15 protein-coding genes are annotated in these 14,381 nt (G+C 72.3%); 8 read left to right on the forward strand and 7 right to left on the reverse strand.

What is annotated here, in order from left to right; genetic code table 11:
- The first annotated feature begins 68 nt into the window (after window positions 1-68).
- Window positions 69-1,358: a zinc-dependent metalloprotease gene (locus tag O7634_RS04715; protein ID WP_278148937.1), complete on the forward strand. Its 1,290-nt coding sequence runs from the start codon at window positions 69-71 to the stop codon at window positions 1,356-1,358.
- A 274-nt stretch (window positions 1,359-1,632) separates the two neighbouring features.
- On the opposite strand, the gene O7634_RS04720 is transcribed toward O7634_RS04715, so the two are convergent.
- Together O7634_RS04720 and O7634_RS04725 are read right to left on the reverse strand one after the other, a co-directional pair.
- Window positions 1,633-2,238 (reverse strand): hypothetical protein, encoded by a 606-nt coding sequence (locus tag O7634_RS04720; protein ID WP_278148938.1) that lies wholly within the window; start codon window positions 2,236-2,238, stop codon window positions 1,633-1,635.
- Between the two features lie 153 nt (window positions 2,239-2,391).
- Window positions 2,392-2,922 (reverse strand): M48 family metallopeptidase, encoded by a 531-nt coding sequence (locus O7634_RS04725; protein ID WP_278148939.1) that lies wholly within the window; start codon window positions 2,920-2,922, stop codon window positions 2,392-2,394.
- A gap of 513 nt (window positions 2,923-3,435) precedes the next feature.
- On the opposite strand from O7634_RS04725, the gene O7634_RS04730 reads away from it, so the two are divergent.
- The 3 genes from O7634_RS04730 (at window position 3,436) to O7634_RS04740 (ending at window position 6,259) form a co-directional block, all read left to right on the forward strand.
- Window positions 3,436-3,606, forward strand: coding sequence for a DUF5679 domain-containing protein (locus O7634_RS04730; RefSeq protein WP_167457767.1), 171 nt, complete (start codon window positions 3,436-3,438; stop codon window positions 3,604-3,606).
- A gap of 197 nt (window positions 3,607-3,803) precedes the next feature.
- Window positions 3,804-4,916 (forward strand): TOMM precursor leader peptide-binding protein, encoded by a 1,113-nt coding sequence (locus tag O7634_RS04735; protein WP_278148940.1) that lies wholly within the window; start codon window positions 3,804-3,806, stop codon window positions 4,914-4,916.
- On the forward strand, window positions 4,913-6,259 hold the full coding sequence (locus O7634_RS04740) for an AarF/ABC1/UbiB kinase family protein (protein ID WP_278148941.1): 1,347 nt from the start codon (window positions 4,913-4,915) through the stop codon (window positions 6,257-6,259). Before O7634_RS04735 ends, O7634_RS04740 begins: the two co-directional genes overlap by 4 nt.
- Window positions 6,260-6,553: 294 nt before the next feature.
- Here the strand turns inward: O7634_RS04740 and O7634_RS04745 are convergent, their stop codons facing one another.
- From O7634_RS04745 to O7634_RS04755, 3 genes are all read right to left on the reverse strand, one after another.
- Entirely contained in the window at window positions 6,554-6,919 is a 366-nt protein-coding gene (locus O7634_RS04745) for a WhiB family transcriptional regulator (protein ID WP_278148942.1), read from the reverse strand.
- A gap of 131 nt (window positions 6,920-7,050) precedes the next feature.
- On the reverse strand, window positions 7,051-7,299 hold the full coding sequence (locus O7634_RS04750; RefSeq protein ID WP_278148943.1) for a hypothetical protein: 249 nt from the start codon (window positions 7,297-7,299) through the stop codon (window positions 7,051-7,053).
- Between the two features lie 121 nt (window positions 7,300-7,420).
- The gene (locus tag O7634_RS04755; RefSeq protein ID WP_278148944.1) at window positions 7,421-9,586 is read right to left on the reverse strand and encodes an ATP-dependent DNA helicase UvrD2; all 2,166 of its coding nucleotides are present in this window, start codon (window positions 9,584-9,586) and stop codon (window positions 7,421-7,423) included.
- 92 nt (window positions 9,587-9,678) lie between these two features.
- Here O7634_RS04755 and O7634_RS04760 point away from each other — a divergent pair, with 92 nt between their 5' ends.
- Window positions 9,679-9,921 (forward strand): mycoredoxin, encoded by a 243-nt coding sequence (locus O7634_RS04760; protein WP_278148945.1) that lies wholly within the window; start codon window positions 9,679-9,681, stop codon window positions 9,919-9,921.
- 6 nt (window positions 9,922-9,927) lie between these two features.
- On the opposite strand, the gene O7634_RS04765 is transcribed toward O7634_RS04760, so the two are convergent.
- Complete coding sequence (locus O7634_RS04765; RefSeq protein ID WP_347404240.1) at window positions 9,928-11,280, reverse strand: MFS transporter; 1,353 nt, start codon at window positions 11,278-11,280, stop codon at window positions 9,928-9,930.
- 212 nt (window positions 11,281-11,492) lie between these two features.
- On the opposite strand from O7634_RS04765, the gene O7634_RS04770 reads away from it, so the two are divergent.
- The 3 genes from O7634_RS04770 to O7634_RS04780 all read left to right on the forward strand — a co-directional run bounded on the left by O7634_RS04770 (window position 11,493) and on the right by O7634_RS04780 (window position 13,278).
- Window positions 11,493-12,473 carry a helix-turn-helix transcriptional regulator gene (locus O7634_RS04770; RefSeq protein ID WP_278148947.1) on the forward strand — a complete coding sequence of 327 codons (981 nt, stop codon included), beginning with the start codon at window positions 11,493-11,495 and terminating at the stop codon, window positions 12,471-12,473.
- 75 nt (window positions 12,474-12,548) lie between these two features.
- Entirely contained in the window at window positions 12,549-12,788 is a 240-nt protein-coding gene (locus tag O7634_RS04775) for a DUF397 domain-containing protein (protein ID WP_278148948.1), read from the forward strand.
- Window positions 12,789-13,002: 214 nt separating this feature from the next.
- Window positions 13,003-13,278, forward strand: a complete 276-nt coding sequence (locus O7634_RS04780) for a hypothetical protein (RefSeq protein WP_278148949.1) — start codon at window positions 13,003-13,005, stop codon at window positions 13,276-13,278.
- A 127-nt stretch (window positions 13,279-13,405) separates the two neighbouring features.
- Here the strand turns inward: O7634_RS04780 and nudC are convergent, their stop codons facing one another.
- Window positions 13,406-14,365 (reverse strand): NAD(+) diphosphatase, encoded by a 960-nt coding sequence (gene nudC / locus O7634_RS04785; protein WP_278153874.1) that lies wholly within the window; start codon window positions 14,363-14,365, stop codon window positions 13,406-13,408.
- Window positions 14,366-14,381 lie beyond the last annotated feature (16 nt).

Below are 14,381 nucleotides of genomic sequence, written 5' to 3' on the forward strand. Positions count from 1 at the left end.
CGCGACTTCGCCCTCAGCGCAACGCCAGCGGCGGCTGGCTGGGGCGCGGCGCGCGTACCGTAGAGGTCGTGCCTGATATTCCGTTCGGTTTCGCGCTCCCGGGTGGGCAACCACCAGACCCCAATGATCCCGCGCAGATGCAGCAGTTCATGTCGCAGTTGCAGCACCTGCTCTCCGCGCCGGGCAGCGGGCCGGTCAACTGGGACCTGGCCCGGCAGGTAGCCGCCAGCCAGCTCGCGGCCGCCGGCGACCCGGCGGTGTCGATGTACGAGCGCCACGCGGTCGAGGAGGCGCTGCGCCTCGCCGACCTGTGGTTGGAGCCGGCCACGGCGTGGCCGACGGGCATCCAGTCCTCCCTCGCCTGGAACCGCAACGAGTGGATCTTCAAGACGCTGGACGTGTGGCGCAAGCTCTGCGACCCGGTGGCCAGCCGCATGGTCGGCGCGATGGGCGACCTGGTGCCACCGGAGGCGCGCGCCCAGCTCGGCCCGATGCAGTCGATGGTGGCCACTCTCGGTGGCGCGCTCTTCGGCGGCCAACTGGGTCAGGCCCTCGGTTCGCTCGCCGCGGAGGTGCTCTCCGCCGGTGACATCGGCCTGCCGCTGGGCCCGGCCGGCACGGCCGCGCTGATCCCGGCCAACATCCGGGCGTACGGCGAGGGCCTCGAACTGCCCGAGGACGAGGTCCGCCTCTACGTGGCGTTGCGCGAGGCCGCTCACCAGCGGCTGTTCCAGCACGTCCCGTGGCTGCGTGGGCACGTGCTCACCGCCGTGGAGACGTACGCCTCCGGCATCCGGGTCAACCGGGAGGCGATCGAGGAGGCGATGGGTCGGGTCGACCCCACCGACCCGGAGTCGATGCAGGCGATCGCCCTGGAGGGCATCTTCACCCCGGAGGACACCCCGGCGCAGAAGGCCTCGCTGGCCCGGCTGGAGACCGCGCTCGCCCTGGTCGAGGGCTGGGTGTGCCACGTCGTGGACAGCGCCGCCAGCGACCGGCTGCCCAACGTCGTCCGGTTGGGCGAGGCGTTCCGCCGTCGTCGCGCCGCCGGAGGTCCCGCCGAGCAGACCTTCGCCGCGCTCGTCGGCCTGGAGCTGCGACCGCGTCGACTGCGGGAGGCCGCGGCGCTCTGGGCCGCGCTCACCCAGCACCGCGGCATCGAGGGCCGGGACGCCGTCTGGGGGCACCCGGACCTGCTGCCGTCCGACGACGACTTCGCCGACCCGGTCGCCTTCGCGATGAACGACATGGACCTCAGCGAGCTGGACAGCTTCGACTTCAGCGCCCCCGGCGGGGTGCAGGAGAAGGCCCCCGGCCAGCCCGACGAGACCGACGACGACGGCGACACCAAGTCCTGACGTCGTCCTGACGCTCAAGGCCGGGCGCCCGCGGGACCGCTGGCGGGCGTCCGGACACACCGACTGACCTGTGGCGACATTCCGTCCGGTCCGGCAGTCGGTGCCGCGCTCGGCCGCCGTACGCGCCGGCCGGCGGTCCGTCGCGCTCCGACCGGCTGGCCCGGCCTCCGCCGGTCAGGCCCGGCCTCCGCCGGTCAGGCCCGGCCTCCGCCGGTCAGGCCCGGTCCACGCCGGTCAGGCCCGGTCCACGCCGATCAGGCCCGGCCTCCGCCGGTCAGGCCCGGCCCGCGCTGTTCAGGAGCGCGCGGGTCGCTTCCCAGCCCTCGAAGGCCGGGTCCAGCGTGGCCAGGTCGGCCGGCCCGCGCTGGCGTCGCCAGCCTGCGGTAACCGCCACATCCCCCGGTCGGGGCGCGCCGGATCGCGCCTGAGCCGGGGTTGCCGTGTCCAGGTCCAGCACGGGTAGCCACGCCGGCACGGGCAGTCGCACCGCCACCCCGAGCAGGCCCGCACCGCCACCCTCGACCGGCGCCACCGCGACCGGACGGGTGGTGAGCGGGCGGAGCAGCTTGCCGACCGTCAACGCGGGCAGATTGGGCACGTCAGCGACCAGCACCGCCGCCTCGTCGTACCCTTCGAGCAGGGCGAACACCGCGTTCGGTTTGGGCTCGTCCACCTCGTGCACGGCGGTGCCGGGCCACACCAAGGCGTCGGCCAGAGCACGGTCGGCCGGTGCCACCGCGACCGCTACCTCCACCTCGTTGAGCGTGGCGAGCAGGTCGATGACGTCCTCAGCGAGTGCCGCGCGCCACTCGGCCAACTCCACCCCGGGCGGCGACCAGTGCACCGGCCCGAGCAACGCCACCACCACCCGTCGCACCATCCCCCGACCCTAACGCCCCGCCGACGGAACCGGTCCCACTAGTTGATCATGAAGTTATCGCCACTGTTGACGGCGTGTCCTGGTCATAACTTCATGATCAACGGGGTGGGCACGGGGTGGGCACGGGGCGGGGGCGGGCACGGGGTGGGGGTTTTAGGTGGGGAGGGGGGTGCAGGAGGCGGCGGCTACTCCTTCTAGGTAGCCGCGGGCGCGTTCCGCCTTGGGGTAGCGACCGACCAACGCCCAGAACCGGGCGTTGTGGCTGGGCACGATGAGGTGCGCCAGCTCGTGCAGCAACACGTAGTCGATCACCCACTCCGGCATCTCCTGGACCCGGTGGGAGATGCGGATGCTGCGGTCGGCCGGTGTGCAGGACCCCCACCTGCCGTTCTGGTTGGTGACCCAGCGCACGCTGGCCGGCACCGCCTTCGTGGCGTACCCGGTGAGGTAGAGGTCGATCAGCCGGTTGGCGCGGGCCAGCAGTTCGGCGTCGGAGCGGGCGAGGCGCCCCTCGCGGGCGGCGAGCCGGGCGAGCATCCGGTCAACCCACTCGCTCTCCTCGTCGCGGGAGAACTGGTCGGGGATGAGGACGACGACTCGCTCACCGTCACGGTACGCGGACACCGTACGTCGCCGGCGCTGACTGCGCCGCACCTCGACGACCGGCTTACGCGCCCCTGCCATCACTGGCCCGCGCAGCCTCGGCTACGTGTCACGAAGGAAAGCTAATGCGTACTGACCAGGGGTCCGCAAGAGTCAACCGCACGACACGCGCCCAGAAAATGGTGATTGGTCGCCCGGCGTCCGGAAAATTTCTTGACCGCGACGCCGCCGCGCCGTCTCGTCACCCTTGGTGAACACCGACGGCTGCGGCCCGTGCCACCTCCCCACCGTAGGTGATCACGCTCCGAATGCTCCCGCAGGGGCCACCCGCACGGGTGGCTGTGCAGGTTTGGTCGGCGTGTCCCCGCCAAACTGACTTATCCGACCTATTTCGCCATGCACACTCTCGACGTCGACTTGCTCACAGTGTCGATGCACAGCTGACATGGAACCGCCCAGACCTGGGTAGGGTCCGCGGACCAGCGGTCACGAAGGTGGCCGCGGAGTGAGACCCAGCGCCGGCGCCCCGCGTGGCCCGCCGCCGGGCAACCCGCCGGAACGGCATCGACCGGCGGACGAGACGAGGAGGGCACCGTGGCCGACCAGGCCCAGACGACCTACAACGGTTACTGCGTGAAGTGCAAGGAGAAGCGGGACTTCGAGGGGCACGTCGAGGTCTCGAAGACCGGTATGAACATGGCCAAGGGCAAGTGCCCGGTATGCGGCACAACAGTGAACCGCATTCTGGGCAAGGCCAAGGTCTGACCCATCCGGGTAGCGGGGGCGGGGTGGCCGGTCGGCCACCCCGCCCCGCTGCCGTCAGCGATCTGTCGGCTGGCTGACACCCACGTCCTGGGGCTGTGGATAACCGCTGAAATCCTGTGGATAACGCTGGATAGCGGCCTGGCGGACCTGTGGACAACGATCGACCGAACGCGAAGATGTGGTCACCATTCGTGACCATGAGCCGTACCGCACTGCCCCGCCCGACGCTGCTGCCCGGCCTCAGCCGACTCTGGCGCGACCGGCACACCCTCCAGCTCGGCGTCGGTCCGGGGCCGGCCGTCCTGCTGGAGCTGGCCAACCCCCGCGCCGCCCGACTCCTCGACCTGCTCGACGGCACCCGCAGCGAGCGCGCCGTCCTGACCGAGGCGGTGACCATCCGGGTCGGGCCCGACGACGCGCGCACCCTGCTCGACACCCTGCGGGCGGCCCACCTGTTGCTGCCCGCGCACAGCCTGCTCCCCCGCGACCTGACCGGTCCGGTCCGGGCCCGGCTCGCGGCGGAGGCCGGCGCCCTGGCCCTGGGCGCCGCCCGACTGCCCGGCACCCCCGCACAGGTCCTGCGCCGACGACGGGCCGCCCGGGTCCTGCTCACCGGCGCCGGCGCGCTCGGCGGACCGCTGACGGTGGCGCTCGCCCAGTCCGGCGTCGGACAGGTGATCCCGCAGCTCAGCGGCCCGGTACGCCCCGCCGACCTGATCGGCACGGGCATCCCCGCCACCGAGCTGGGCCGTCCGCTGGCACCGGCGGTACGCGCCGCTGTCGATCGCATCGCACCCGGCAGCAGCACCCACCGGGCTCGGGGCAACCGGGTGGACCTGGTGATCCAGCTCGGCACGGACCGCCCGCCCGCGCTGCTCGCGGCCGGTCTCGCCCAGCGTCGCCAGCCGCACCTGCTGGTCACGGTGCGCGAGGGCGTACCGGTCATCGGGCCGCTGGTCCGCCCGCCCGCCGGCCCCTGCCTGCACTGCGTCGAGTTGCACCGGGCCGACCGCGACCCGGATTGGCCCCGGCTCGCCGCCCAGCTGGCCGCCGCCGACCCGGTGGCCGCCGGTGCGACCGGCACGCTTCTCGCCGCCACCGGTTACGCGCTGACCGAGGCGCTGACACAGCTCGACGGGGGTCAGCCGGAGACGCTGGGCGGCGCCATGGAGATCTCCGCGGCCGGTCGTTTCCGGCGGCGCGGATGGCCGCCGCACCCGGCGTGTGGGTGCTCGCCCGGCCGGGTGTCCGCACCAGCCCGGCCGCAGAGCAGCAGCGAGGCCCTCCGGTCGGTAACAATGACCGGGTGACCGACATCCCGCGCCGCGCCGTGTCCCGCACCGCCAAGCTCGCCGCCCTGCCGCTCGGCTTCGCTGGCCGGACCGTGCTCGGGATGGGGAAGCGCGTCACCGGGCTCGCCAGCGACGTGATCTCCGCCGAGATCCAGCAGCGCACCGCCGAGCAGCTGTTCAGCGTGCTGGGCCAGCTCAAGGGCGGGGCGATGAAGTTCGGCCAGGCCCTGTCGGTCTTCGAGGCGGCGTTGCCCGAGGAGGTCGCCGCGCCCTACCGGCAGGCGCTCACGAAGCTCCAGGAGGCGGCGCCACCGCTGCCCGCCGCGAGCGTGCACAAGGTGCTGGCGGAGCAGCTCGGTCCCGACTGGCGGGAGCTGTTCGTCGAGTTCGACGACACCCCGGCCGCCGCCGCGAGCATCGGCCAGGTGCACCGGGCGCGGTGGCGCGAGCCGGGGTACGACGGGTCGGGCACCCCGAACGGCCGGGACGTCGCTGTCAAGATCCAGTATCCGGGGGCGGGCGACGCGCTGCTCGCCGACCTCAAGCAGCTCTCCCGGCTGGGCGGGATGTTCCGGGCCATCCAGCCCGGTCTGGACGTCAAGCCGCTCCTGGTCGAGCTGCGCGAGCGGATCACCGAGGAGCTGGACTACGAGTTGGAGGCGGAGTCGCAGCGCGCCTTCGCGGCCGCGTACGCCGACGACCCGGAGATCTACATCCCGCAGGTGGTCAACGCGGCGCCCCGGGTCCTGGTCACCGAGTGGGTGACCGGCATCCCGCTGGCCGACATCATCCGCGACGGCTCCGAGGAGGAACGCGACGAGGCCGGTCGGTTGATGGCCATCCTGCACCTCTCGGCACCGCAGCGCGCCGGGCTGCTGCACGCCGACCCGCACCCGGGTAACTTCCGGCTGCTGCCCGACGGTCGGCTCGGGGTGATCGACTTCGGCGCGGTGGCCCGGATGCCGGAGGGCACGCCGGAGCCGATCGGTCGGATCGCGGCGCTCGCCCTGCGGGGCGACGCCGACGAGGTGGTGGCGGGGCTGCGGTCGGAGGGGTTCATCGGCGCGACCGAGCAGATCGACGCCGAGGGGGTGCTCGACTTTCTCCGTCCGATGCTGGAGCCCATCGCGGCGGACGGCTTCCGGTTCAGCCGGGCCTGGCTGCGGGCCGAGGCAGCCCGGCTGGCCAGCCCCCGGTCCCCCACGTACCAGCTCAGCAGGCAGCTCAACCTGCCCCCGTCGTACCTGCTGATCCATCGGGTGACGCTCGGTTCGATCGGGGTGCTGTGCCAGTTGGAGGCCCGAGCCCCGTACCGCAGCATCCTGGAGCGCTGGCTGCCCGGCTTCGCGCCGATCGCCTGAAGAACGTCACGAGGGGCGGGTGCCGGTCGGCACCCGCCCCTCCGCGTGGAGTGTTACTAGAGAACGCCCAGGTCGCGGGCCGCCTGGCTGCGGCTGTTCATGGCGACGGTACGGGCGGATCGGGTTGCCTCAGTGCTCGTGGTGGTACGACCGGCCTGAGGCCGGCGCATTCGAGCCCGGGTCAACGCTTCGTGGAGTAGTTGCATCTCGAAGGCACCACTCGGAACGTTCAACATCGTCGTCTCGCTCACTGCCGGCGTGCCACCGGCGTAGTTGGTACGGGTCGGGAACATGTCAGGCTGCCAGCCGGACCGCGCCGCGCACCCCGGACAGCCCGGTGGCTGCCAGGCGCGCCTCGGCCTCGACGCGGAGCGCGGCGTCACGAGCGACGTCCTCCTTGCGCGGACGGCCGCGGGGCCGCTTACGCGGGACGACCGCGCCACGCTCGAAGATCTCGCCGCCCCACACGCCCCACGGCTCCGCTCGCTCAACGGCACCAGCCAGGCACTCGACGCGCAGCGGGCAGTCCCCGCAGAGCGACTTGGCCAGCTCGAGCTCGGTGGGCGAGTCGGAGAACCACAGGTCGGGGTCGAACTTCCGGCAGGGCAGGTTCGCCTCCAGCTCGACGCTCACGTCGAGGGGGGCCAACGCCAGACTCATCTCCCGGTCACCTCTCTCTCACTTCGATCTCATGGATCGCATTCCGACGTACTGACGGCGGGGCAAAAAAACTGAGGCCGCGGATCCCGGTAGCGGGTTCCGCGGCCTCGAGGTGAGCCGGTGTCTGAGATTCAGACCGGTCTACCTCGAGGTGGAACGCCGCGGACATCCATGCGCTTCTTGGTGAGCTGGATGCCATTGCCCGTGAAGCCACTGGTCCCCTCGACTCCGGTGGGCGCGACGGCCAGGGTCAGCTCGGCCTGAACCTGGTGCACCTGCGGAACCGACGGTCGTGCAGCCGTGAGGGCCACCCGGACAGCCGACAGCGGAGCGTGGACAGACGGCATCGCCGCCAGACGCTCATAGGTGAAGATCTTCACGGGTGCCACCTCCCTCACGTTCCTCGAACCGACTGGACCAACCCCCGTGAGCAGCCGGAATGGCGCCGCTCGCGTGGTGTGTCCTGAGGCTATTCCTCGCTCCCCGGCGAGGGCAAACGAATTACGACGAGTTTTCTAAAGTTTTCTCCGGGCAGACGTCGTCCACCCCCGCACCGGCCACGAGCGCCAACACCGACTCCCCGTAGAGCCCCACCTTGCGGGGCCCGATACCGGCGATGGCGATCAGCTCCTCGGGCCGGCCCGGACGCCGCTCCGCCAGCGCGACGAGCGTCGCGTCGGTGAAGACCACGTACGCCGGGACCTTCTGCGCGCCGGCCACCCGCTGCCGCCACTCGCGTAGCCGTTCGTGCAGCTCGTCGTCGATGTCGGACGGACACGTGGGGCAGCGACCGAGCTTGCGGTCCGGCCCGGCGAGCAGGGTCGCGCCGCAGATCCGGCAGGAGACGATCTGGGTGCGACGCCGCTCCGGGCGGCGGTTCGGGCCGGCGCCACCGGCCGCCCGTTCGGTGCCGCCGGAGCGGTCGAGCTGGGGCAGGAACCGCGACGGCCGCCGGGCCCGTCCGCCCGGCGAGCGCGCCGTGGCGTACGACAGCCAGAGCCACTCCCGGGCGCGGGTGATCCCGACGTAGAGCAGCCGGCGCTCCTCCTCGATCTGCTCCGGGGTCTTGGCGTAGCTGGTGGGCAGGGTGCCCTCGGCGAGGCCGACCAGGAAGACGGCGTCCCACTCCAGCCCCTTGGCCGAGTGCAGCGAGGCGAGCGTCACCCCGTCCACCGTCGGTACGTGCTGCTGGGCGGCCCGGCGGGCCAGTTCCTCGGTGAAGTCGGAGAGGGTGACCGGACGTTCCACCGCCGCCGCCTCGCCGATCGGCATCACCTCGGGGGTGGCCGCGTACTCCTCGGCGAGCTGGACCAGCGCGGAGAGTGCCTCCCACCGCTCGCGCGCGGCCCCACCGGCCGGGGGCGCGTCCGGGGCCCAGCCGACGGCGCCGAGCGCCTCGACGACGGCGGCCGGCAGCGGTGTCTCCCCGCCGATGGACCGGGTGGCGGCGCGCAGCGCGATCATCGCCTGGCGGACCTCGGCCCGTTCGAAGAACCGCTCGGCGCCCTGCACGACGTACGGCACCTCGGCCTCGGTGAGCGCCTTCTCGTACGCCTCGGACTGCGCGTTGACGCGGAACAGGACGGCGATCTCCTTGGCCGGGGTGCCCGCCTCGATGAGCGTCCGGCAGCGCGCGGCCACCGCGTTGGCCTCGGCCGGCTCGTCGGTGAAGATCCGCAGGTCCGGCTCGGGGCCGGGCGGACGCTGGCCGCTCAGCTCCAGCCGCAGTCGCGCCTCGGTGCCCCGCGCCTGCGAGATCACCGCGTTGGCCAGCCCGACCACCTGCGGGGTGGAGCGGTAGTCGCGGACCAGCCGGACCACTGTGGCCCGGCGGTGCCGGCGCGGGAAGTCGACCAGGTACGCGGAGGTGGCCCCGGTGAACGAGTAGATCGTCTGGCTGGCGTCTCCGACCACCGTCAGGTCGTCGCGGCCGCCCAACCAGGCGTCCAGCAACCGCTGCTGGAGCGGGTTGACGTCCTGGTACTCGTCGACCACGAAGTGCCGGTACTGGCCCCGGACCTGCTCGCCGACATCCGGGTGCTCCTCGATGCCCCACACCGCGGCCCGCAGCATGTCCTCGAAGTCGATCACGCCGTTGGTGCGCTTGAGCTGCTCGTACGCGGTGAACACCTCGGCGACCTTTGCCGGGTCCTGCGGTGTGTCGCGCAGCGCCCGCGCCGCCGCCACCACGTAGTCGGCCGGCTCGACGAGCGAGGACTTCGCCCACTCGATCTCGCCGGCCAGGTCCCGCGCGACGGCACGGTCGGCGCGCAGGCCGACCCGGGCGGCGGCGAGGGTGACCAGTCGCACCTTGCTGTCCAGCAGCTCGGGCATGGCGCGACCGGCCAGCAACCGGGGCGCGAAGTACCGCACCTGGCGCAGCGCGGCGGCGTGGAAGGTCCGCGCCTGGACACCCTGCGCCCCGAGCAGGGCGAGACGGTGTCGCATCTCGGCGGCGGCGCGGGCGGTGAAGGTGACGGCGAGCACGTGCCGCGGGGAGATCTCGCCGGAGAGCGCCCGGTGGGCGATTCGGGAGGTGACCGCCCGGGTCTTGCCGGTGCCGGCGCCGGCCAGGATGCAGACTGGGCCGGCGGGTGCGGTCACCGCGGCGCGCTGCTCCGGGTCCAGCCCGGCGAGCACCTGTTCCGACGCTGAGTGAACCACCACAACCAGGAATCATCTCAGCTCCCCCCGGCGTTGCAGCGAACAGGCTCGGCTTGATCGGCAAGTCGCGGCCGGAGGAGTTGGAGGATCCGCTGATGCTGACGATGTATTCCACCCCCTGGTGCGGCTACTGCCACCGGCTCAAGTCGCAGCTCGACCGGGAGGGCATCGGGTACGAGGTGGTCGACATCGAGCAGGACCCGGAGGCCGCGGAGTTCGTGATGAGCGTCAACGGCGGTAACCAGACGGTGCCGACGCTGCGCTTCACGGACGGCAGCGCCCTGACGAACCCCTCGATCACCCAGGTCAAGCAGCACCTGGCGGCGCTCAGCGCCTGACCCGGCTCAGTCCCGACGAGCGGTCGCCCCATCCGGGGCGGCCGCTCGTCGGTTCTGGCTCCGGTGGGTGTGGCGGCGGTCGTTGCGGGTCGGCCGGGCCGGCCGGTCGGCGTCCTCGGCGGGTCGCCGCGGCGCCGGCACGGGCGGGCGGTTCGGTGCCGTCGGCGCGCGCGGACCGGCCGGCGCGCTGAGGTGCCGCCCCCACCAGAGGTAGCCGCCGGCCACCAGCGTGGCCACCCCGACCAGCGCGAACAGCATCCGGTAGTCCAGGAACCCGACCAGCAGGGCGCCCGCCCCGATGGAGAACGCCTGCGGCCCGCTGACCACCGCCTGGGTCGCCGCGGCGACCCTGCCGACCAGCGCGGGCGGGGTCCGACGCTGGATCAGCGTGTGCAGCCCCACCGTCGTCAGCGGGAGCGAGACGCCGGCCAACAGCACCGCCGCGAACCCCAGACGCAGATCGGGGTACGCGAGCGCGAGCGCGGCCGGGGAGAAGAAGGCGACCCCGGCGGCGAGGGTGCCCAGCTCGCCGAGGCGCCGGACCAGCGTCGCCGAGCAGATCCCGCCGAGCAGTCCGCCCACGCCCTGCACGGTGACCAGCACGCCGACGAAGGCGGCGTCCCGGTTGAGGCCCCGGTCGACGTAGGCGAAGATCAGCGATTCGCTGAAACCCATCACCAGGGACCCGAGGCCGTACCCGAGCAGCGCCCGGCGCAGGGCCGGCTCGCCGGCCAGGTGCCGCAGGCCCGCACCCAGCTCGGCCGGCCAGCGCAGCCGGACCGCCGACGGCACCGGTCGGGCGGCGGGCAGCGTGGTCACCACCGCCGCCGCGGTCAGAAATCCGACCATGCCGATCCCGGCCAACGCCCATCCGCCGAGCGCCGCGTAGAGCGCCGCGCCGACCAGCGGACCGACCAGTCGGATTCCCTGGCGTACGGTCTGCAACACGCCGTTCGCCTCGGCCAGCAGCTCGATCGGCACCAACTCGCGGATGAGGCCGCTGAGCGCCGCGCCGAGCGTGATCGACGAGAGCCCGTACAGCGCGGCCACCAGGTAGACGATCCAGACGTCGCCCGCGTCGCGAACGGCGAACAGCGGGGCGAGCAGGGCGGCGGTCACCACGTTCGCGGCCACGAAGAACGGACGGCGGGGATGCCTGTCGACGAACCAGCCGACCAGCGGCGCGAGCGTCATCGGCGCGATGACGGCGAAGATCGTGGCACCGGCCAGGCCATCCGAGCCGGTCAGATCCTTGACCCAGATGGCGAGCGCGAGCAGCAGGATCGACTCGGCGGTCATGCTGGCCAGCAGACCGCCGAAGAGCAGGCGGAAGTCGGGTCGGCGCAGGATCGTGCGCATGGGTCCCTCCGGCGGGATGGCCTGCCCCCTGGGCAAGGTCGACGGGCGCGACCGCGGGTCCGTCATCGTCCGGCATTCCCGTGGTCCGATTTTCGCAAGACACGCCCCCGCCGGAACCTCCGACACCGGTCGCGCCGTCCATACTGACCGTGGGGGGCGAATTTCATACAGTTACCGTCGCGTCTGCGGCGGTCGACGGGAAAGAGGACACCGTGCCTCCTGCCGCACCCAGCCCGATCATGCGTCGTCGTCGGTTGGGCACCGAGTTGCGTCGCCTCCGGGAAGCCGCGGGCCTCACCGGCGACCAGGTCATCGAGCGTATCGGTTGGGCGTCCGCCTCCAAACTGTCGCGTTTGGAGAACGGCCGCAGCCGACCGGACCCGCAGGACGTCGCCGTCCTGCTCGATCTGTACGGCGCCGACCAGGCGCTGCACGAGGAGTTGCTCGGCATCACCAACGAGGCCGGCGACATGCGCGGCTGGTTGAAGAACTTCCCGGTCATGACGCAGCAGCAACGCAGCTGGGCCGAACTTGAGGCGGGCTGCACGGAGATCTGCGAGTACAACCCGGTGCTGGTGCCGGGCCTGTTGCAGACACCCGGGTACGCCCAGGTGCGGATCGTCTCCGCCCGACAGGTGGCCGAGGGCGCGGGTGAGCCGGAGCCCGGCGACGAGCCGGAGACCGAGGTGCAGGCGCGGCTGGCCCGCCAGTCGCTGCTGACCCGGGAGCCGTTCGCGCCCCGGTACACCGCCGTGTTGGAGGAGGCGGCCCTCGGCCGTCGGGCCGGGCCGCCCGAGGTGCTGCACGAGCAACTACTGCAACTCTGTGAGCTGGCCCTGCTACCCAACGTGAACTTGCACGTGTTGCTCCGGGACACTCAGGTCGGAAATTGGTACCTTCCGCCGACTGCCTTCTCCGTCTATCGGTTCGCCGATCCCCTCGATCCGGAGACGTTGGCCATCGAAGGTGGCTTCACCGACGCCATGTCGACCGACACAATTACCCTAAATCGGTATAAAGTGGTGTTCGAGTGGCTATGCACGGCGGCACTAAACGCCTCGGACACCCTCTCCTGGCTGATCGAGGCGACGGGACGGCTGACCGAGGCGAGCCCTTCATCCACTGTGGCGTTGGGGCCGGCAACGGCGCCGACCCAACGCCGCCGGGACTCGGGGCGACTGACGGAGCGGTGATCCACGGGGGACCATCCGTCGAGGCGTGCGGCACCACTCGTCCCATCGGATCGGTTTCACATCAGGAGCAGAACCATGAACGACATCCGCAACACGCCGTCCGTCTCCGCCCAGTCGTTGGCGGACGCCCCGTGGCGTACCAGCACCCGTAGCCAGACCTCCAACTGCGTCGAGGTCGCTCCGCTCAGCACCGGCCCGTCCGCCGTCGCCCTGCGCGACAGCAAGGACCGCAACGGCCCCGTGCTGCTGTTCGACCGCGCCGGATGGCTCGGCTTCCTCACCGGCACGAAGAAGGGCCAGTTCGATCTGAGCTGATTCGTGATCGGGTACGGGGCCGCCGGCGTACTGCCGGCGGCCCCGTCGCGTTGGCGGCGCGCCGACCCCGTTGAGCAGGCATCCGCCGATCGGACGAGCATCGGAACCAATAGGCGCGTTTCAGTTGCTGGGACGAACACGGGGCGTAACATGGCCCACGAGTACGTGGAAGTTCCACACTGGCTCATCCGTCGCGGTTCATCCGGAGACCCACATGCGGTTCCTGATCGTTCGCACCGACATCCGCGCCGTCGCCGACCGGGACATCGCCGCCGCCTGGGCGGACGGCCACCGGCTTCGCGACGAGACGACCACGCCCGAGGCGAGGCGGCAGACCGTACACGCCGAGGACCGGGACGCGGCCCTGCTGCTCGCGCGGGCCCTGTCCACCGTCGGCGCGGTCCGCGCCGGCAAGCAGCGGGTCAAGGTTCTGCCGCTGAACGAGCCCCGACCCGCCCTCCGACCCCGACCGGGCCGCACCGGCCCCTGACCCCACCGGACGTCCGTCGTGGTCGGACCGGCTCCCCCGCCGCGTTCACCGCACCCGCCGACCACGACGGCCCGTGTTCCCGGCCCGTGACCGTCGCGGCAACGGCGGCCACGGGTCGGGACCGTGCTCACCGGCCGGGGTCCACCCAACCGTCCAGCCAGCGGTGGATGAGGAACAGCGCGATCGACGACGGAGGCGGCAGCACCAGCCGGGCCCCGTCCCCCACGTCCACCGTCCGCCCGGCCAGCGCCGCCCCGATGTCCCGGCGGGAGAACCATCGCGCGTACGCGATCTCGGTCGGGTCGACCCGTACCGGATCGGTCGGGTCCGCGGTGGCCAGGAAGCCCAACATCAGCGAGCCGGGAAACGGCCAGGACTGGCTGCCCACGTACCCGATGCGCTCGACAGCGATGCCGACCTCCTCGCGCACCTCGCGCAGCACGGCCGCCTCCGCCGACTCGCCCGGCTCCACGTAGCCCGCCAGGCAGGAATAGCGTCGACCGTCCGGGGTGCCCGGCCAACCGGCGTTGTTGCCGAGCAGACAGCGCCCGTCCGGGCCGTCCACGCCGTCGTGCACCAACACGATCATCGCCGGGTCGGTGCGCGGCCAGATCCGTTCCCCGTTGCGGTCCACCCGGGACCAGCCGGCCTCGTCCATCGTCGTCGGCGCGCCGGTGCTCGTGGAGTAGCCGTGCCGGCTGTGCCAGTTGACGAGCGCCAGCGCCGTGGTGAAGATGCCCGCCTCCCGGTCACCGAGGAGGTGACCCACGTCGCGCAGGTTGACCGCTCTGGTCCCGGGCACCGTCGGCAGCGGCGCGTCGACGGCGAAGACCGGCACCCCGTCCGGCTCCACACCGAGGAAGATCGCCGTCGACTCGGACCCGGCGGGCACGTCACCCGGCCCGAACAGCACCAGCGTTGGCGGCGACGCGTCGGTACGGGCGAGCGTCCGACCCTGGTCGGTCGAGTCCAGCAGCAGCACCCGGCTCCGCAACCACGCCTCGGTCAACCACTGCCGGTCACCCCGCCGGTGCGCCGCCCGATCCAGCGTGGACCGCGCCAACGGCGGCGCCACCTCGCCACTCACGCCGACGCTCCGCTCG

The sequence above is a fragment of the Micromonospora sp. WMMD1120 genome (assembly GCF_029626235.1).
Lineage (GTDB): Bacteria > Actinomycetota > Actinomycetes > Mycobacteriales > Micromonosporaceae > Micromonospora.

Excerpts from the sequence above, each read along its gene's own strand:
- O7634_RS04720 (WP_278148938.1), bottom strand. The coding sequence starts at position 2,238 with ATGGTGCGACGGGTGGTGGTGGCGTTGCTCGGGCCGGTGCACTGGTCG.
- O7634_RS04725 (WP_278148939.1), bottom strand. The coding sequence starts at position 2,922 with ATGGCAGGGGCGCGTAAGCCGGTCGTCGAGGTGCGGCGCAGTCAGCGC.
- O7634_RS04735 (WP_278148940.1), top strand. The coding sequence starts at position 3,804 with ATGAGCCGTACCGCACTGCCCCGCCCGACGCTGCTGCCCGGCCTCAGC.
- O7634_RS04745 (WP_278148942.1), bottom strand. The coding sequence starts at position 6,919 with ATGAGTCTGGCGTTGGCCCCCCTCGACGTGAGCGTCGAGCTGGAGGCG.
- O7634_RS04760 (WP_278148945.1), top strand. The coding sequence starts at position 9,679 with ATGCTGACGATGTATTCCACCCCCTGGTGCGGCTACTGCCACCGGCTC.
- O7634_RS04765 (WP_347404240.1), bottom strand. The coding sequence starts at position 11,280 with ATGCGCACGATCCTGCGCCGACCCGACTTCCGCCTGCTCTTCGGCGGT.
- O7634_RS04775 (WP_278148948.1), top strand. The coding sequence starts at position 12,549 with ATGAACGACATCCGCAACACGCCGTCCGTCTCCGCCCAGTCGTTGGCG.
- O7634_RS04780 (WP_278148949.1), top strand. The coding sequence starts at position 13,003 with ATGCGGTTCCTGATCGTTCGCACCGACATCCGCGCCGTCGCCGACCGG.